Genomic DNA, 19696 nt, shown 5'->3' with positions numbered 1-19696 from the left:
CATGTTTAAAGACATACAGAAAAAATTATTACTAAAATACCCATTGCTTTGGAATACCAAATTTGTACCCTTGTTAGCTATTGGATTACTACTTCATTTTATCTTTTTTGGTCTAGGATATATGGATGGTACTATTGATTTTTCTAATAGAAAAAATATTAATATTGGTACCTTTTCCATTATGATAGGTGTTTTATCGGTCATAATTATTTTTATTTTATGGCTTATTAATTATTTTAAGAACAATGCTTTGAAGTCGTTTTACATCACATCGAAGTATAGTCTGTTTTTTGAATGGATGCAAATTTTTGTTATTTGTTTCTTTTTAGTAACATTCTATATTCCATTTAGTGTAGGAAAACAATTTCATCAAAAAAGTTATTTTTCTTTTGCTGAAATTAAAGAAAGATGTAAAATAATTAGTACCGCTGATCTATTTATTGATGGAAGTTTTAGACAAACCGAAATAGATTCTCTAGCTTCAGGATTAATTGATAGCTTAGGAAATACTATAAAGGATGAACAATCAAATAACAGTAATAAAAATAAACCAGATTATTATGCTGAAAGGGTTACAGCAGCTTACCATTATAAAGATCATGTCATTTTTAACGGAAAAAAGTATGACCAATTTTCATTGTTAAATCGAAATACATTTGAGTTTTCTGTCATTAATAAAGAAGAAGATTCAATGAATAAATTGCAGGTTTATAACTGGTTACAGAATCAAAATGTTGATGAAATAAAAAAATTAATGGCAACGTATATGAGTCTGATTCGCGAACATGATTTGGCCACTAATTTTGATGCAACTAAATGGTTAGAAATTACATACAAGGCTCCTAATTTTAAAGATTTTCTTTACATTCAACCTTATTTGAAGGCTTACGAAACTAACAATTCTTATCGCTATAATGATTATGAGGCAATAGTTCCGATGAAAGGTGAGGAAAAAAAATATTCTCAATATTATGTGCAACAAGATATATTAAAGGATAAATATGATCTAGTTTCAAACGCTCATACAAATGCATTTATAGATTTAGAAATGCTTTTGTCTTTTTTATATGGTGCATTTGGAATCTCTCTTTTGCTATTTTCTTTCCGAGTTACTTCTGGTAAAAGTTGGTTAATAGCTGTTGTTTTTACTGGAGTAATTAATGTTGTGTATGTTATATTTACAGCGATTTCAGGTTTTGGAACTTTATATTTTTATCTAATACTCGTAACAATTTTAGCTATATTATTTTATTTTTTTCTGATTTATTTTAATAAAAAAAGTATACAATTGAGTCGTATAGCTTTAAATTTATCCCTTTGGTCTTATAGCGCAATTATTCCAATTCTTTATTTTTTAGTTATGGAAGCTAATAAGCCGGATTATTATAGATTTAGCGAGTACGAATATTATGAGTCACCGTTTTATTATTGGTTAAAAGATAATGTAACAGAAATGTTTTTAGTTAATATTATAATTTCAATTTCAATTTTATTTTTTTCCTCTAAACTGCTTCGCAATTGGAGAGGAATTGCAGCTAATTAATTATGATAATCACCTTAAAAAATAAAGAGATTTCAGCATCGATTGATTCACTTGGTGCTGAGTTAATTCGATTGGAAAAAGGCAGCCAAAATTATATTTGGGAAGTAGATGCTACATATTGGAACAAAACGTCACCAATTTTATTTCCTATTGTGGGAAGGTTAAAAAATGATAATTATACCATTAATGATAGCGTATATCAAATGCCAAGGCACGGATTTGCAAGAAATTTTGAATTCGAGATTGAAAACAAAACGGAGAGTTCAGTAGTTTTTATTTTTAAAAGTAATGCTGAAACATTGAAAAGCTATCCATTTAATTTTCTTTTAAGATTGGAATATCAATTGGAAGGATCTAGTCTAAAAATGATATATTCAGTTGAAAATAAAACGAACCGTATCATGCCTTTTTCGATTGGAGCACATCCAGCATTTGCTATTACAGATGATTTTACTAACTATTCTATACGATTTAACGAAATAGAAGAATTATTGTCGTATGAGTTAGAAGATGAGCAATTTAATAATTCATTCAAAAAAATTCCTACAACTAATGGACAACTTTATTTAGACTATTCATTATTTGAAAAAGATGCTTTAGTTTTTAAACATTTGAAATCGAATCAGCTCGTACTTTTAAAAAATAAGAAACCTCTTTTTTCTCTTCATTTTGATGGATTTCCTTATTTAGGAATCTGGACAAAACCCAATGCGCCTTTCTTATGTATAGAACCTTGGTGTGGTTTGGCTGATAATGTGCTGCATAATGGTGTTATTGATGAGAAAGAAGGGATAAATTTTCTTGAATCAAACGAAGTTTTTACTAAAAACATTACTGTTGTTTTGATGTGAAAAAGAAGATTTTAATATGAAATTTTATTAGATAAAGATTTTGAATGCGTCATAATTTACCAAAAAAGTAACAAATAATTAATTCAAAAAGCGTTACTTTTGTATTTGAATTCAAGTTAAACAACAAACTTTATATACAATCATGAGTCAATTTGATGTTACCATTATAGGTTCTGGACCTGGAGGATATGTTTCGGCAATCCGTTGTGCACAATTAGGTTTTAAAACTGCTATTATTGAAAAATATTCAACCCTAGGAGGAACGTGTTTGAATGTTGGATGTATTCCATCTAAAGCTTTATTAGCATCTTCTCATCATTATGAAGAATTACAACACTTTGCAGATCACGGAATTGAAGTTTCGGGAGATGTAAAAGTGAATTTAGAGAAAATGATTGCTCGTAAACAAGCAGTTGTAGATCAAACTTCAGGTGGTGTAAAATTTTTAATGGATAAAAATAATATTACCGTTTTTAATGGAGTTGGTTCGTTTGAAAGCGCAACATCAGTGAAAGTGACTAAAGAAGATGGGTCTTCAGAAATTATAGAATCAAAAAATATTATTATTGCTACTGGTTCAAAACCATCAAGTTTACCCTTTATCAAATTAGATAAAGATAGAATCATCACTTCTACGGAAGCATTGAAATTGAAAGAAGTTCCAAAACACCTAGTAATTATTGGAGGTGGTGTTATTGGAATCGAATTAGGTCAAGTATATTTACGCTTAGGAGCACAAGTTTCTGTAGTCGAATTTATGGATCGAATTATTCCTGGAATGGATGCTGCTTTATCAAAAGAATTGACAAAAGTGTTGAAAAAACAAGGAATGAAATTCTATACATCTCATAAAGTTCAGTCAGTAGAAAGAGCGGGAGATGTAGTAACCGTTAAAGCAGAAAATGCTAAAGGAGAAATCATCACGTTAGAAGGTGATTATTCATTAGTCTCTGTTGGTCGTCGTCCTTATACAGATGGATTAAATGCAGAAAAAGCGGGAGTTAAAGTTACTGATAGAGGTCAAATCGAAGTAAATGAGCATTTACAAACCTCGGTTTCTAATATTTATGCAATAGGTGACGTGGTTCGCGGGGCTATGTTAGCGCACAAAGCGGAAGAAGAAGGGGTATTGGTTGCTGAGATTTTAGCAGGTCAAAAACCTCATATTGATTATAATTTAATTCCTGGAGTTGTTTACACTTGGCCAGAAGTTGCTGCTGTTGGTAAAACAGAAGAGCAATTAAAAGCAGACGGTATTGCTTACAAATCAGGAAGTTTCCCATTTAAAGCTTTAGGTAGAGCTAGAGCAGGAGGAGATACTGACGGATTTGTAAAAATCTTAGCCGATGCAAAAACAGATGAAGTTTTAGGAGTTCATATGATTGGGGCAAGATGTGCCGATTTAATTGCAGAAGCAGTTACAGCTATGGAATTTAGAGCAAGTGCAGAAGATATTTCAAGAATGTCTCACGCTCATCCAACTTTTGCAGAAGCAATCAAAGAAGCAGCATTAGCTGCTACTGATAACCGAGCATTGCACGTTTAATAAAAAATATAATAAAATATGGAGCCTGTGAGCCTAAATCTCACAGGTTTTCTTTTCATTAAAATTGAAATTCTATTTTGAATTCATTTGATAGTATCTTATTTTACTTTTTAAATTTTCTAAATGGAATTTGTAAATTACCTTACTTTTAGCATATGATACAAACGGTTATTTTTGATATGGATGGTGTAATTGTTGATACCGAACCAGTGCATCATTTTGCCTATTATCAGCATTTTAAAGAATTAGGTATTGAAGTTTCAGACGAAATGTATCGGTCGTTTACAGGAAATTCTACGAGAAATATTTTTCAAAAATTAAAAACTCATTTCGATTTGCAGGAAGACGTGGAAAATTTAATCTTGCGAAAGCGTCAATTGTTTAATGAAGCTTTTGATTTAAAAGAAGATTTGTATTTGATTGAAGGAGTTGAAGACTTAATCAAAGATTTGCATGCCAACGGAATTCAGTTGATTGTGGCATCTTCTGCCTCTAAAGTTACAATTAATAGAGTGTTTACTCGTTTTAATTTACACCAATATTTTACGCACATCGTTTCTGGTGAAGATTTTCCGAAGTCAAAACCACATCCTGCTATTTTTGAACATGCTGCGAGTTTATCGATTGCTCCAAAAGAAAATTGCATCGTAATTGAAGATAGTACAAACGGAATTCAAGCTGCGGTTTTAGCAGGAATTTTCTGTGTCGGTTATGATAGTTTTCATTCGAAAGATCAAGATTTATCAAAAGCCAATATAATTATTCAACACTTTGACGAATTGAATTTTGAGAAAGTGTGCCAATTGAACTAACTCATTTCTTGATCGTGTAACGTATGTTTCGCTAAAATGCGTTTGCTATCTTTTTTGACCGATTCATTTTTTCGCATTGACCAAAAGAAATCACTTGAAAACTTTCTGGCTTCCTCTAAATTTACAATTGGATGTGGATAATCTCTTCCCAATTCAAATCCATATAGTATGGATTCAATCGGGGTTAATTTCCAAGGTTCATGGATGAATTCGGTTGGAATATTGGCTAATTCAGGTACCCATTTTTTTATAAAATTTCCTTCTTCATCATGTTCGTACGAATTTTTTATAGGATTGTAAACACGTAGTGTGTTGATTCCCGTAACTCCTGCTTGCATTTGAATTTGAGGATAATGTATTCCGGGTTCAAAATCTAAAAATTGTTGGGCCAAATGCGGACTACAATTTTGCCAAGGTTGGAACAAATGATGCGTGTAGAACGAAACTATTAATGCCCGCATTCTAAAGTTTAAATATCCAGTTGTATTTAAACAACGCATACAAGCATCAACTAATGGAACTCCAGTTCTTCCTGTAATCCAAGCCTTGTGATATTTTTCATTAACTCTTTGATTCAATTTACGATAGCCTTTATTAACTGCGATAAATTCCATCGAGCATTCCATTTCAAATTTCTGAATGAAATGCGCTTGCCATCGCAACCGAGAAGCAAAATTAGAAATCTGACGTTTGAATTTTCCTTGCTGATGCAATTCCCAAGCCTTGGTATACACTTGTCTAACGGATAAATTTCCCCAAGCAATATATGGTGAAAGTCTACTACAGCCTTTTCTAGCTAACTCTGGTTTTGAAATATGACTGCTGTAATTTTGAATGCGTTCTTCAAAAAATGATTTCATGTAGCGCAAAGCAGTTGGAACGCCCCCTTTCTGAAAATTGGGATTATGAACCGTTTGAATGGATGGTATTTCGAAATGATTTTCTAGTTCTTCAATCTCAATGTATTTGACAAAACTTCTGGGTGTTGGTTGAAACGGCAGACAATCTTTATCCATAAAATCATACCAATCTTCTTTCCAATTTTTTCGGTTTTTCATACCGCGAATAACACCATTTGTGACGTATTCGTTCCAAATAATTCCTTTATTTTTCAATAGTTTGGCGACAGCTACATCTCTATCAAAAGTTAATTTAATTCCGGTTTCCTGATGTGAATAAACTGCTTTTATGGAAATAAGTTTCGATAGTTTTTCAAAAACCGTTACTGCTTCACCTTGAACAATTAGGATTTGAGTGTGATATTTTAAAAGCTCTTTTTGTAAACTTTCTAACGATTGTTTGATAAAGTCAAAATGGCGTTGACTGTAATGATAATCTTTCATCAACGAAGGTTCGAAAATGTAAAGCAATAAAGTCTTTCCTGAAGTCGATAAGGCTTCATGTAAGGCTTCATGATCGTGCAAACGCAAATCTCTCTTGAACCAAACAATTTTCATTTTTTACGTTTTATAGTGTTTAGGGCAACGCTATTTTATCCAACTGCTTCTTTGTAGACCTTTAGACATTTTTCTCGTGCTTCTTTGTGGTCTACGATAGGTTTTGGATAATATTGAGTTTCCAATTCGGGAATCCATTTTTTTATATATTTTAAGTCTTTATCAAACTTCTTGATTTGTTCCGTTGGGTTGAAAATCCGGAAATAAGGTGCTGCATCCACACCAGATCCTGCGGACCATTGCCAATTTCCAACATTACTCGCCATTTCATAGTCCAAAAGATGTTGCGCAAAATAAGCTTCACCCCAGCGCCAATCGATTAAGAGATGTTTACAAAGGAAACTTGCCACAATCATGCGAACCCGATTGTGCATGTGGCCGGTTTTATTTAGTTCGCGCATTCCAGCATCTACAAATGGATAACCCGTTTTTCCTTGACACCATTTTTTGAATTTTTCTTCGTTATTTTCCCATTGAATGGCATCGTATTTTTCTTTGAAACTTTTGTTGGAAGTATGAGGGAAATGCCATAGAATTTGCATGAAAAATTCGCGCCAAATTAACTCATTCCAAAAGGTTTCGTTCTTTTCAGCGATTGCTTTTGCTATCATTTTTCGGATAGAAACCGCTCCAAATCTGAGATAAATTCCCAAATAAGAAGTTTTGTTTAAAGCAGGAAAATTTCTAGTAGCTTCGTAATTCTGAATTAAACTTTCCGAAACATCATAAGATGTTACTTTGATTTCTGATTTTTCAAAACCAATATCTTCTAGGGATATAAAAGAGTAGGAGTGCTTAGTTATGTTATCCAATTTCTCTTCGGATGGATAGTTTGCTAGCTTGATTTTTTTAAAATTTTCTTTCCATTTTTTCGAATAAGGCGTGTAGACAACGTAAGGACTTCCGTCATCTTTAACTACTTCGCTTTTTTCAAAAATTACTTGATCTTTTGAGGTTAAAAACGGAATTCCATTAGCCACGAACAACTGATTCATTTCCTTGTCACGTTTACGGCCATAAGGTTCGTAATCGTGATTGGTGTAAACCGCATTAATTTTATTTTCAGTAATTAACTTTTCGAAGATGTCAATTGGTTTACCATGAAAAACCGCTAATGATTTTCCGTATTTCTTAAATTCCGATTGAATCTTTTCTAATTGTTCGTGGATAAAGGTTACTCGAGCATCATTTTTTGGTAATTGCGACAGAATATTTTCATCGAAAATGAAAATAGGTAGTACTTCTTCATCGCTATTCAAAGCATGAAAAAATCCAACGTTGTCATCTACTCTTAAATCGCGTCTGAACCAAAAAATATTCATGTTCTGTTTTTATTATCCGTTTACTAATAAAGTTGACATTCCGCCATCAACGTGGAAAATTTGTCCCGATATCCAACTACTTTTATCACTTAATAAAAAGGCTGCCATTTGTGCACTGTCTTCTGGTTTTCCAAATCTTTTTAATGGATGACGATCTGCTGATTTTTCTTGTTTTGTTTCGTTATTCAAGAATTTATCGGCTAAAGGTGTATCGGTTAATGACGGAGCAATTACGTTCACTCTAATTTTTGGGGCATATTCTGCAGCTAATGCTTTTGCAAAACCTTCAATCGCACCTTTTGAAGCGGCCACGCTAGTATGAAATGGCATTCCCATAGTGGCTGCAACACTACTAAAAGTTACAATACTAGCTTGTTCCGATACTAATAAATTAGGCAAAACAGATTGAATTACTTTAACCAAACTTATGAAATTAATTTGTAAATCGGTTTCAAAAGCTTCTGGTTTTAATCCTTTAAAAGGTCTTAAATTAATACTTCCCGGACAATACACTAATCCATCAATGACAGTTGGTAATTGAGAGGTATCAATTGTGTCAGTTGTCGCATCGAATGCAATATGAGTTGCTTTTACATCAGCTAAGTTTTCATTGCTTCTTGAAGCGATATAAACGTTATTTTCAAATTGTAGTTCTTTTGCTATGGCTAGTCCAATTCCGTAAGAACCACCAATTAATAGTATGTTTTTCATGATGTTATCCTTTAAATTCACCAAATAGTTCGATTAATTTTTTTCTTCGGTATTCGAAAATTTCGTTCAATTTCGGTTTCACTAATATTGGATGAACCAATTGGCCTAAAATTCCCATAGGAACTTTATAGTCAACAATATCTTCCATTTCTACACCGCCAGGAATTTCTTTGATGAAATGTTTATGATGCCATAAAGCATAAGGTCCAAAACGTTGTTCATCTACAAAATACTGCTTGTCCACCACATGAGTGATTTCGGTAACCCATGTTGTTGGAATACCTAATACTGGAGTTACTATATATTGAATAATTTGCCCGGGAAACATTGGTCTGTCTGCACCGGATAGTATTTTAAATCCCATGTAATCAGGAGTTATTAATTGTAAGTTTTTTGGATCTGATAAAAGTTCCCACGCTTTTTCCATTGAAATGGGTAAATTTTGCTTAGTATGTAATCTATAAATTTTCATTTTTTATTTTTTTTTTGTAAAGTTACAAAATGTTTAATTTTTTTCAATTATAATTAAACAAAAAAATATTCATTTAAGTTTATATTAACATTTCATTCTTTTACAATTTGTAATTTTGAGATCTAAATTTAAAATCTATGAGAAAAATTATTACACTGTTGGCAGTAGTTTTAGCCAACTTAGCTTTAGAAGCACAAGTAAAAACACCTCAATCAAGTCCATTGGCAAAGATTGATCAAGTTGTTGGTATGACTAATGTTCAAATTGAGTACTCAAGACCAAGTGCAAAAGGAAGAACTGTTTATGGTGATTTAGTTCCTTTTGGTAAAAATTGGAGAACTGGAGCTAATGCCAATACAACAATTTCTTTTAGTGAAGATGTAACCATCGGAGGTAAACAACTTAAAAAGGGGAAATATGCATTGTTTACAACACCTAGAGCGGATAGTTGGGACGTAATCTTCTATACTGAAACTAATAATTGGGGTTTACCGGCACAATGGGATGAATCAAAAGTTGCATTAAAAACGACTGTTAAACCAGAAACTTTAAACAAATCAGTTGAATCTTTTTCAATATTTTTAAACAATTTGTCAAATGATTCAGGGGTATTAGAGTTATCATGGGAGCGTACTATGGTTTCAGTTCCATTCAATGTACCAACTCAAGAGGCAGCACTTAAGAGTATTGAAAAAACTTTAGCAGGACCTTCTGCTGGGGATTATTTTTCTGCGGCACAATATTTTTATCAAACTAACGGTGATATGAATAAAGCACTAACTTGGATAAACAATGCCGTTTCAATGACGCCATCTGGAAATGATACCCCTTTTTGGTATTTAAGATTAAAGTCTTTAATTCAAGCAAAAGCAGGAGATAAAAAAGGAGCTATAGCTACAGCAAAAGAGTCTTTAGCGTTATCCGTTAAAGCTGGAAATGCTGATTACGAAAAAATGAATAAAGATAGTATCTCTGAATGGTCTAAATAATTTTATTTATTACACAATGAATTTAGAAGCTCGGTTTTTATCGAGCTTTTTTTATTTAATTTTTGAATGATTTTTTTTAAAATTTGAGTAGAGTAGTTAACTATCTATTCCAAATATTGAGTTTGGAAAGATTTTCGTAATATAAGATTCGATAGCTATTTTGGATTCATTTATTGATTGAAGTAATAATTTATTCAAATGAATTCTCACCTTCTATTTCTATAATTGTATAGATAAAATTTTTATACAGTTGCATTTAATGTTCCTTTTTTTTCTAATCGTAGGGTATGTTAAACATAATTATTTCAAATAATATCAAAGTTTTTAGTTTTAAGAAGTTTGACTTATTCTGATTTTTTTAATTACCATTGAAAAGATAGTTTAAACTATTTGCTACTAAGCAATAAAAAAAGACCATTACAAAATCAATTGTAATGGCCTTTTGCTCAACAAAATATAAAATTAGAAATTTGGCAATATGACATTGTCTAAAACGTGAATTACTCCATTTGCAGCTTGTACATCTACAGCAACAATGTTAGTTTGTCTTGATCTTTCGTCAGTTATTACAGTACCAGCAATTGTGAAAGTTCCAGTTTCAAAGGTTGTAATTGGTGTTGTAGGAATTGCGTTTGAAAGTACATTAGCACCTGTTACAACATGGTATGTTAACACTGATGTTAATTCACCTGCAGTTAAACTACCTAAAACTCCTGGGTTTTGAGTCTCAAAGTTAGTAAAAGCTGTGTTTGATGGTGCGAAAACAGTGAATGGTGAATTTTCTGAACCAGACAAAATTGAAACAAAATCAGGTTGACCATTACTAGTAAGTGCGCCAACTAGGCTTGAAAAGTTTGGATTTGCTAAAGCATGAGTAACAATTGTAGGCAATCCAATTACTGCATCTACAACATGAACAACTCCATTAGTAGCTCTTACATCAGCAGTAACAACACTAGAAACACCATTTAAGCGTACACCAGAGGAAGTATTGATGAACATACTTAGTGTGTTTGTTGTTGATGCACTACCTAATGCCAAAGTTTTTACATAACCTGTTGAAAGACTGGTAGATAAGTTTGTACCAGAAACTACATGATTTAATAAAATTTGTCTAAGTACATCGGTAGGTACTTCATTAAGATTGCTGAAACCGTTAGCTGATAAAAAACTTGTGAAAGCTGCATTCGTAGGAGCAAAAACAGTGTAAGGTCCAGTTTGATCTAAAGTTCCAACTAAATCAGTTCTTTCCAATGCGTCAACTAGAATTGATAAATCTGCATTTCTAGAAGCAATTGCAGCAATTGAATTGTTTTCAATTGGATTTGTGTCGTCATCAGAGCACGAAAACATAACAGCAGAAGTTACTACTATTAAACTTAATTTGATTAATTTTGCATAGTTTTTCATAGATAATTATTTTTTGTTTAAGCGAATTTAAAAAAGTCTAAACAAATAAAAAAAATATTATTGACCTTAACTAGTGAATTTAACACAGAATTATTTTTTGTTTGATGATGCACTTTTTTAAAGCCTTTAAATATTTGATTAATCAAAATTTTAATATAAAAAAAAATTAAACAATGTATAAAGTAAAATCAATATTTCTATTGTTTTTTGTTTCATTATCTGGGATCTTACTAAGTCAAAATAAAGTGAATCAGTTTGATGAACAAGGAAAACGTCACGGTGTATGGAGAGGAACACACAAAGAATCAAATCGAGTACGATATGAAGGTGAGTTTAATCATGGAAAAGAAATTGGCGTTTTCAAGTATTTTGATGATACCAAAGCTAGTTCTATTATAGCTACAAGAGATTTTTCAAAAGGGGATGGTAGTTGTTATGCTGTTTTTTATGATCAAAAAGGAAATAAAGTTAGTGAAGGTAAATTAATTGATAAAAGTCCAGATGGGATTTGGAAATATTATCACTTTGAGTCTACTCAATTGATGACTATTGAAAATTATAAATTCGGTAAACTGCATGGTGCAAAAAAAATTTTTTATAAAGATGGACAGCTTGCAGAAGAGACAAACTACAGTAATGGAATTAAAGAAGGAATAGCAAAAACCTTTTCTGAAAAAGGAGATTTGATAGACGAACATATGTATTTGAATGGGCGTTTTGAAGGGAAAGCTACTTATTATGACGGTAATGGAAATAAAATTTATGAGGGCTATTACAAAGACGGGAATAAAATTGATAAGTGGAAGTTTTTTGAAAAAGGGAAGGAAATTAAAGAAGTAAAAGCTTCAAAATTTGCTAAAGAATTGATTAAATTTGAACAACGAAATACACAAAAAGTATCCAAAACATTTCAACAATTAAAGAAAGATCAAGAAAGTGGAAAATAAAATGAAAAGGGTGGTTGTAGGGCTTTCAGGAGGAGTAGATTCAAGTGTTGCTGCTTATTTATTAAAAGAACAAGGTTATGAGGTTATCGGACTTTTTATGAAAAATTGGCACGATGATTCTGTAACTATTTCAAACGAATGTCCATGGTTGGAAGATAGTAATGATGCTCTACTTGTTGCAGAAAAGTTAGGTATACCGTTTCAAACAGTAGATTTATCGGAACAATATAAGGAGAAAATAGTCGACTATATGTTCAGTGAATATGAGAAAGGTAGAACACCAAATCCAGATGTACTTTGTAATAGAGAAATTAAGTTTGATGTTTTTATGAAGATTGCCTTGTCATTAGGTGCAGATTACGTAGCAACTGGTCATTACTGTAGAAAAGGAATTACTGAAAAAGACGGTGAGAAAATATACCAATTGCTAGCGGGAGTTGACGGAAATAAAGACCAATCGTATTTTTTATGTCAATTATCGCAAGACCAACTTTCTAAAGCGTTATTTCCTATAGGCGAATTAACGAAACCAGAAGTTCGAGAAATAGCAGCTAAATTGAATTTAATTACTGCGGAGAAAAAAGATTCTCAAGGGCTTTGCTTTATTGGTAAAGTTAGATTACCTGAATTTTTACAACAAAAATTACAACCAAAAGAAGGGGTTATTATCGAAATTCCAGCGGAAGCCGAAATATATCATCAAGAAAAACCACAATTTAATTCAGATGAAGAAGCATTTGTTTTTGAATCAAGAAGAATTGATTATTTGAAAGTACCTGGAAAAGTTGTGGGCAAGCATCAAGGTGCTCATTATTTTACAAAAGGACAACGTAAAGGGTTAAATGTTGGAGGGACAAAAGAACCCTTATTCATTATAGAAACCGATGTTGAAAGGAATATTGTATACACAGGTCAAGGCAATCAGCATCCAGGATTATTTAAAAAGGCATTATTTATCAGTAATGATGAAATTCATTGGATTAGAGAAGATTTAGCTTTAAAAATAGGTGAAAAAATGGAAGTAATGGCAAGAATTCGTTACCGTCAACCGTTACAAAAAGCTACTTTATATCAATTCAAAGAAGGAATGTATGTGATCTTTGAGAATTCGCAATCGGCTATTACAGAAGGGCAATTTGTAGCTTGGCATTTGAATGATGAAATTCTAGGAAGTGGTGTCATTGCCTAATTAAATCTGATACTTATACCATAATTAAAAAAGTAAATATCATGAATAAAATCACAAAGCTTTTCAATATTAAATACCCTATTATTCAGGGCGGTATGATTTGGAATAGTGGTTATAAGCTAGCAAGTGCCGTCAGTAATGCTGGAGGTTTAGGATTAATTGGTGCCGGATCTATGTATCCAGAAGTCTTAAGAGAACACATACAAAAATGCAAGAAAGCAACTGATAGGCCTTTTGGAGTAAATGTACCAATGCTATATCCTAATATACAGGAAATTATGCAAATTCTGATTGAAGAAGGGGTGAAAATTGTATTTACTTCAGCAGGAAATCCAAAAACTTGGACTCCATTTCTAAAAGAAAATGGTATTACGGTTGTACATGTAGTAAGTAGTTCCAAGTTTGCATTAAAAGCACAAGAAGCAGGAGTTGATGCCGTAGTTGCTGAGGGTTTTGAAGCAGGGGGGCATAACGGGAGAGAGGAGACTACAACACTGACCTTAATTCCTATGGTTCGTCAGCAAATTTCGATACCATTAATTGCTGCGGGAGGTATAGCTACAGGAAGAGGAATGTTGGCAGCGATGACCTTAGGAGCAGATGGTGTTCAAATGGGAAGTCGTTTTGCGGCATCAATAGAAAGTTCTGCACATGACGATTTTAAAAGAACCATTGTAGAAACGGGAGAGGGAGATACGCAGTTAACATTAAAAGAGTTAGCTCCTGTTCGTTTAATAAAAAATAAATTTTACAATGATGTTCAGGAATTATATGCTAAATGTCCATCGAGAGACGATTTAGAAGCCTTATTAGGAAAGCGAAGAGCAAAGCGTGGTATGTTTGAAGGGGATTTGGTAGAAGGGGAGTTAGAAATTGGTCAAATTGCTGGTCTTATTCAGGATATTTTGCCAGCAGAAACTATCGTTGATAAAATTATTACCGAATTTAATACTGCTAAAAAAGAGATAAGCTCTTTTGAATTTTAGAATTCAAGTTCAATTAAAAACATCGTTGATTGTTGGTTTATCCTAACGAGTCATAATTTAATTGTCAGATCTTACTAGATTTAACTTTTTAATTAATAATTACATATACATGAAATTTTTCAAACTTTTTTTATTTTTACTTTTCATTACCTCTTTTTCAAGTATTGCGCAACAATTTCGTTTTAAAACTACTGCTTTATCCGTGTTAGAAAAAGATAGTAAAAACAAATGGGGAAAATGGTCAAAACCTCAAAAATCTGAAATGTATGTTACCTTGGATTATGATAAAAATAAAATCATAATTTATTCAAGAGAGATTCAGCATTATACAATAGTTGAATATTTAGATAAAGAAGTTACAAAGACTGATGAAATCAATTCTTATTTGTGCAAAAACCAGTTGGGAACACCTGTGAAGATATCTTTTATGACAAGAATGGATCAAGGTAATAAGCCACAATTATATGTTTATTTTAAAGAATTTGTTTTCTGTTATGATATAATTGAAGAAGTGGAAAATTAAGATTGTAGAAAATAGTAAAAAGACTCTGAGTTGATTTTAACTTGGAGTCTTTTTGTTTTCTTAACATGGATTTCTTTTTTATGACGTATTTTTGTGTAAAATAAAATTATCAAAATGAAAAAAATATTTTTACTAATTGCATCACTATTAACTTTTTCAAATTTAGCACAAGAGAAGCCAAAATTAGTAGTTGGAATTGTGGTTGATCAAATGAAAATGGAATATTTATACCGTTTTTCAGATGATTTTTCTGAGAATGGTTTTAAACGATTAATGGGGGAAGGCTTTACATTTCATAATGTACATTACAATTTTATGCCAACGTACACCGGACCAGGTCACGCTTCAGTTTACACTGGAACAACTCCTGCAGTTCATGGAATAGTTGGAAATGAGTGGTTTAATAAAGCTACAGGTAAAGAGCAATATTGTACAGATGATGCAACAGTTTCTACATTAGGCGATGATTCTGATAAAGAAGGAAAAATGTCGCCAAGAAACTTACAAAGTTCAACCATCACAGACGAATTGAAGTTATCAACTAATTTTAAAGGAAAAGTGATTGGAATTAGTATTAAAGATAGAGGAGCCATTTTGCCTGCAGGACATTTTGCGGATTGGGCTTTTTGGTATAGTAAAACCGGAGCTTTTATTTCGAGCACGTATTATGGTAAAAAATTACCAGATTGGGCAACTCGATTTAATGCTGAAAAGCATTATTTGAATTATGTTAATAAAGGTTGGGATTTACTAAAGTCAAAAGAAACCTATAATGAGAGTTTAACTGATAACAATCCCTACGAAGGGAAATTGTTTAAAAAGGCACCTTTTATGCCATACAATTTACAAGATATGTATGATGCCAATGATGCTGGAGTTTTACGTTCAACACCTTTTGGGAATAATTTATTAGTTGATTTTGCTAAAAAAGCCATTGTAAGTGAAAATTTAGGAAAAGATAATATTACCGATTTTTTAGCCGTAAGTTTCTCTTCAACAGATTATATCGGACACGTTTTAGGTCCGCGTTCTATTGAATTACAAGACACTTATTTACGATTGGATGAAACAATTGCTGATTTCTTAACTTACTTAGATAAAACCGTTGGAAAAGGAAATTATATGGTTTTCTTAACGGCAGATCACGCTGGAGCGGAGAATGTAACGTATTTGAAAGACAATAAATACAAAGTAGATAACATCAATTATAAAAACATTCAAAAAGACTTAAAAGAGTTTTCAGAAAAAACATTTGGTGAAGATTTACTATTAGAGTATTCGAATTACAATGTGTTTTTCGATAAAACAAAAGTAAAAGCGAAAGGCTTAAATTTTCAAGATGTAAAACAAGTCTTCAAAGATTATTTACACAAAAAAGACTATATTAAGCGAGTTTATACTGAAGAAGAAATCTCCAATGGAAATCCAAGTGATTACTATTTAGACTTCATCACAAGAGGATATGACCCAACACAAAACGGAGAGCTTGTCATGATTTTTAAACCGGGTTATGTAGAATATTCTTCCACTGGTACAACTCACGGTTCGCCTTATTCATATGATACACATGTTCCTTTAATTTTCTTTGGTTGGAACATCAAAAAGGGGCAAACTCATGATAGAAAAGAAATCACACAAATTGCTCCAACGGTAACTCAAATGCTAAAGATTACCATGCCAAATAGTTCTGATGGTAAGGTGTTGTTGGAGGTTTTAGGAAAGTAAATTTATTTATGAATATTTTTATTAGACTTCTATTTTTATCGTTTTTATTTATTGGATGTGAAAATTCAAATAATAACATTTTAGATTCTGATTTAGAGAAAGTTTTTAGAACAGCTATTGCCAATACAAATGCAGAAGAATTTAAATATTTAAAAAATGGTTTAGTACCACAAGAGAGTTTTTTTATAGATTCAAAACTTAAATATTTGAAATTTAGATTTAATCCAGAAGCAGGTTTTTCCGAAAGAAGAGTTTATTTTGACTTAAAAACTGATTCAATAGAAAAATTAGTTTTAAGAAAAGTACAAGCGGATTGGGATAGTTTTGAAGATGGAAAGTATCATAAATTTCATGACTCTATTTTTGTTGTTTATCCTAATATGAATATAACGGAGGTTTATTTTAAAAATGAAAAGGTTAAATCAATCAATTCAAAAACTATTTTATTAGAAGAAGAAAAGTATATTTTTAATTTAAAGAACCATACACAAAACGAGTATAATAAAAAAGCATCAAACTAAAATTTGATGCTTTTTTATTCGTATTAATTCGTGCCTTAAACCTCTATCATCACCTGATTTTTCAAAATATCATCAAAAGTTTCGCGTTCTCTGATTAAATGCCCTTTTCCGTCTTTCCAAAGTACTTCTGCAGGTTTTAGTCGTGAGTTGTAGTTAGAAGCCATTGAAAAGCAATATGCACCCGCATTTCGGAAACATAAAATGTCCCCTTCGTGAATTTCAGTAATTCTTCGGTTGCTTGCAAAAGTGTCGGTTTCACAGATATAACCTACTACTGAGTAGTAACGTTCTTTTCCTTTTGGATTGGAGATATTTTCAATATGATGTTGGGAGCCATACAACATCGGACGAATCAAATGATTAAATCCAGAGTCGATTCCTGCAAAAACGGTTGAAGTAGTTTGTTTTACTACATTTACTTTCGCTAAGAAATAACCTGCTTCACTTACCAAGAATTTTCCAGGTTCAAAAGCTAAAGTCAATGGACGACCATATTCTTTTTCGAAAGTTAAAAAACGTTTTGTTAATTTTCTTCCAAATTCTTCCACATTGGTTTCGATATCCCCTTTTTTGTAAGGTACTTTAAATCCACTTCCAAAATCGATGAAATCTAGTGCTGTGAAATTTTTAGCTGTTTCGAATAAAATTTCGGCAGCATATAAAAATACTTCTACGTCTAAGATGTCAGAACCTGTATGCATGTGGATTCCATTGATGTGCATTTTGGTATTTTCAATAATTCTCAAAATATGAGGCAATTGATGAATTGAAATTCCAAATTTACTATCTATATGTCCTACTGAAATATTTGCATTTCCTCCCGCCATAACATGGGGATTGATTCGAATGCAAACAGGAATATTTGGATGCTTAGTACCGAATTGCTCTAGTATTGATAAATTGTCGATATTTATTTGAACACCCAATTGTGCCACTTCTTCAATTTCTTCCATGGAAACCCCATTAGGAGTGTATATAATGTCATTTGGTGCAACTCCAGCATGTAATCCCAATTGCACTTCTTGTAGAGAAACGGTATCTAATCCAGAACCTAAACTTTTTAAGTATTTTAAAACAGACACATTCGATAAAGCTTTAACAGCATAATGTACCTTAAAACGTTCTACTTTGCTAAATGCATTTTGTAATCGGTTGTATTGAAAGGCAATTTTTTCCGCATCATACACATATAACGGACTTCCAAATTCTGTTGCTAATTGTTGTAATACTTCTGGTTTCATTTTTGATTTTATTTAATGCAAAAGTAAATCAATATTTAATCAATACAATTTTTAAAACAAATTAAAACAATTAATAACAAAATGTTTTATTTGTAACATTATTAAGTTTCTTAAGTTGTGTTTTTTATAAGAATATGTATATCAAATTCCCAAATTAAACAAAAAAAAGTTAGTCCATTAAAAATTACTTTGCTATTTTTGTGGCACTTTTTTAAACAAGATAAACGCATAACAATTATGAACATACACGAATATCAGGGTAAAGAAATCCTAGCTAGTTATGGAGTACGAGTTCAACGTGGAATTGTGGCAAACAGCCCAGTTGAAGCGGTAGCTGCAGCAAAACAATTAACTGCTGAAACAGGTACAAGTTGGTACGTAGTAAAAGCACAAATCCATGCTGGAGGTAGAGGAAAAGGTGGAGGAGTTAAGTTAGCTAAAAACTTAGACCAAGTAACTGAAATTTCTGAGCAAATCATCGGAATGCAGTTAATTACACCACAAACTCCACCAGAAGGAAAAACAGTTCACAAAGTTTTAATTGCTGAAGATGTTTATTATCCTGGTGAAAGCGAAACTTCTGAATTCTATGTTTCTGTATTACTGAATAGAGCAACTGGTCGTAATATGATTATGTATTCTACGGAAGGTGGAATGGATATTGAAGAAGTTGCTGAGCATACTCCGCATTTAATTTTTACAGAAGAGATTGATCCTGCTTATGGATTGCAAGGATTTCAAGCTAGAAAAATTGCCTTTAATTTAGGCTTATCTGGTGAGGCTTTCAAAGAAATGGTTAAATTTATTGATGCTTTATACAAAGCATATATCGGTTCTGATTCATCTATGTTTGAAATCAACCCAGTATTAAAAACATCTGATAATAAAATCTTAGCAGTTGATGCTAAAGTTAATATCGACGATAACGCTTTGTTCAGACAAGCAAAATATGCTGAAATGAGAGACGTTAGAGAAGAAAATCCAATCGAAGTAGAAGCTAAAGAAGTAGGATTAAACTACGTAGATTTAGATGGAACTGTAGGTTGTATGGTAAACGGAGCTGGTTTAGCAATGGCTACTATGGATTTAATTAAATATGCAGGTTTTGAACCCGCTAACTTCTTAGATGTAGGTGGAACTGCTGATGCGAAGCGTGTTGAAACTGCTTTTCGTATCATCTTAAAAGATCCAAACGTAAAAGCTATTTTAATTAACATTTTTGGTGGTATCGTTCGTTGTGACCGTGTTGCTCAAGGTGTTGTTGACGCTTACAAAAATATGGGTGACGCTATTAAAGTGCCAATCATCGTTCGTTTACAGGGAACAAATGCAGAAATTGCTAAAGAATTAATTGATAATTCTGGTATGCCAATTTTATCTGCAGTTCAATTCCAAGAAGCAGCTGACCAAGTAAAAGCAGCTTTGTCTTAATCGAATTTAAAATACAATCA

At 32.1% G+C, this 19696-nt stretch carries 18 protein-coding genes; 12 read left to right on the top strand and 6 right to left on the bottom strand.

Annotation, left to right across the window (positions count from 1 at the left end; genetic code table 11):
* The first annotated feature begins 1 nt into the window (after position 1).
* The 4 genes from BUE95_RS06420 (at position 2) to BUE95_RS06405 (ending at position 4752) form a co-directional block, all read left to right on the top strand.
* On the top strand, positions 2 to 1543 hold the full coding sequence (locus BUE95_RS06420; protein ID WP_073582659.1) for a hypothetical protein: 1542 nt from the start codon (positions 2 to 4) through the stop codon (positions 1541 to 1543).
* A gap of 2 nt (positions 1544 to 1545) precedes the next feature.
* On the top strand, positions 1546 to 2394 hold the full coding sequence (locus tag BUE95_RS06415) for an aldose 1-epimerase family protein (RefSeq protein WP_073582657.1): 849 nt from the start codon (positions 1546 to 1548) through the stop codon (positions 2392 to 2394).
* Positions 2395 to 2536: 142 nt separating this feature from the next.
* Positions 2537 to 3940 carry a dihydrolipoyl dehydrogenase gene (gene lpdA / locus BUE95_RS06410; protein ID WP_073582655.1) on the top strand — a complete coding sequence of 468 codons (1404 nt, stop codon included), beginning with the start codon at positions 2537 to 2539 and terminating at the stop codon, positions 3938 to 3940.
* A gap of 155 nt (positions 3941 to 4095) precedes the next feature.
* Positions 4096 to 4752, top strand: a complete 657-nt coding sequence (locus BUE95_RS06405; protein ID WP_073582653.1) for an HAD family hydrolase — start codon at positions 4096 to 4098, stop codon at positions 4750 to 4752.
* On the opposite strand, the gene BUE95_RS06400 is transcribed toward BUE95_RS06405, so the two are convergent.
* The 4 genes from BUE95_RS06400 to BUE95_RS06385 are packed head-to-tail and all read right to left on the bottom strand — an operon-like array spanning position 4749 to position 8714.
* Entirely contained in the window at positions 4749 to 6209 is a 1461-nt protein-coding gene (locus BUE95_RS06400; RefSeq protein WP_073582651.1) for a cryptochrome/deoxyribodipyrimidine photo-lyase family protein, read from the bottom strand. The two genes, BUE95_RS06405 and BUE95_RS06400, sit on opposite strands and share 4 nt — an antisense overlap.
* Before the next feature lie 35 nt (positions 6210 to 6244).
* Positions 6245 to 7531 (bottom strand): cryptochrome/photolyase family protein, encoded by a 1287-nt coding sequence (locus BUE95_RS06395; protein ID WP_073582649.1) that lies wholly within the window; start codon positions 7529 to 7531, stop codon positions 6245 to 6247.
* Between the two features lie 12 nt (positions 7532 to 7543).
* The gene (locus BUE95_RS06390; RefSeq protein ID WP_143165235.1) at positions 7544 to 8242 is read right to left on the bottom strand and encodes an SDR family NAD(P)-dependent oxidoreductase; all 699 of its coding nucleotides are present in this window, start codon (positions 8240 to 8242) and stop codon (positions 7544 to 7546) included.
* Between the two features lie 4 nt (positions 8243 to 8246).
* Positions 8247 to 8714: an SRPBCC family protein gene (locus BUE95_RS06385; protein ID WP_073582647.1), complete on the bottom strand. Its 468-nt coding sequence runs from the start codon at positions 8712 to 8714 to the stop codon at positions 8247 to 8249.
* Between the two features lie 137 nt (positions 8715 to 8851).
* Between BUE95_RS06385 and BUE95_RS06380 the strand changes: the two genes are divergently transcribed.
* Complete coding sequence (locus BUE95_RS06380) at positions 8852 to 9703, top strand: DUF2911 domain-containing protein (RefSeq protein ID WP_073582645.1); 852 nt, start codon at positions 8852 to 8854, stop codon at positions 9701 to 9703.
* A 462-nt stretch (positions 9704 to 10165) separates the two neighbouring features.
* On the opposite strand, the gene BUE95_RS06375 is transcribed toward BUE95_RS06380, so the two are convergent.
* Complete coding sequence (locus BUE95_RS06375; protein WP_073582643.1) at positions 10166 to 11113, bottom strand: fasciclin domain-containing protein; 948 nt, start codon at positions 11111 to 11113, stop codon at positions 10166 to 10168.
* Positions 11114 to 11286: 173 nt separating this feature from the next.
* Here BUE95_RS06375 and BUE95_RS06370 point away from each other — a divergent pair, with 173 nt between their 5' ends.
* The 6 genes from BUE95_RS06370 to BUE95_RS06345 all read left to right on the top strand — a co-directional run bounded on the left by BUE95_RS06370 (position 11287) and on the right by BUE95_RS06345 (position 17004).
* Positions 11287 to 12060 carry a toxin-antitoxin system YwqK family antitoxin gene (locus BUE95_RS06370; protein WP_073582641.1) on the top strand — a complete coding sequence of 258 codons (774 nt, stop codon included), beginning with the start codon at positions 11287 to 11289 and terminating at the stop codon, positions 12058 to 12060.
* A 1-nt stretch (position 12061) separates the two neighbouring features.
* Positions 12062 to 13249, top strand: coding sequence for a tRNA 2-thiouridine(34) synthase MnmA (gene mnmA / locus BUE95_RS06365; RefSeq protein ID WP_073583500.1), 1188 nt, complete (start codon positions 12062 to 12064; stop codon positions 13247 to 13249).
* A complete protein-coding gene (locus BUE95_RS06360; RefSeq protein ID WP_262494368.1) occupies positions 13249 to 14235 on the top strand; it encodes an NAD(P)H-dependent flavin oxidoreductase in 987 nt (328 codons plus the stop codon). Before mnmA ends, BUE95_RS06360 begins: the two co-directional genes overlap by 1 nt.
* A 109-nt stretch (positions 14236 to 14344) precedes the next feature.
* Positions 14345 to 14758 carry a hypothetical protein gene (locus tag BUE95_RS06355; protein WP_073582637.1) on the top strand — a complete coding sequence of 138 codons (414 nt, stop codon included), beginning with the start codon at positions 14345 to 14347 and terminating at the stop codon, positions 14756 to 14758.
* Between the two features lie 114 nt (positions 14759 to 14872).
* Complete coding sequence (pafA, locus tag BUE95_RS06350) at positions 14873 to 16483, top strand: alkaline phosphatase PafA (RefSeq protein WP_073582635.1); 1611 nt, start codon at positions 14873 to 14875, stop codon at positions 16481 to 16483.
* Between the two features lie 8 nt (positions 16484 to 16491).
* Positions 16492 to 17004 (top strand): hypothetical protein, encoded by a 513-nt coding sequence (locus BUE95_RS06345; RefSeq protein ID WP_073582633.1) that lies wholly within the window; start codon positions 16492 to 16494, stop codon positions 17002 to 17004.
* Between the two features lie 35 nt (positions 17005 to 17039).
* On the opposite strand, the gene lysA is transcribed toward BUE95_RS06345, so the two are convergent.
* Positions 17040 to 18245, bottom strand: coding sequence for a diaminopimelate decarboxylase (gene lysA, locus BUE95_RS06340; protein ID WP_073582631.1), 1206 nt, complete (start codon positions 18243 to 18245; stop codon positions 17040 to 17042).
* Between the two features lie 237 nt (positions 18246 to 18482).
* Here lysA and sucC point away from each other — a divergent pair, with 237 nt between their 5' ends.
* Positions 18483 to 19676 (top strand): ADP-forming succinate--CoA ligase subunit beta, encoded by a 1194-nt coding sequence (gene sucC / locus BUE95_RS06335; protein WP_073582629.1) that lies wholly within the window; start codon positions 18483 to 18485, stop codon positions 19674 to 19676.
* Positions 19677 to 19696 lie beyond the last annotated feature (20 nt).

The organism is Flavobacterium cucumis (assembly GCF_900148835.1).
GTDB lineage: Bacteria > Bacteroidota > Bacteroidia > Flavobacteriales > Flavobacteriaceae > Flavobacterium > Flavobacterium cucumis.
This window is presented reverse-complemented; position numbering and strand designations above follow the sequence as displayed.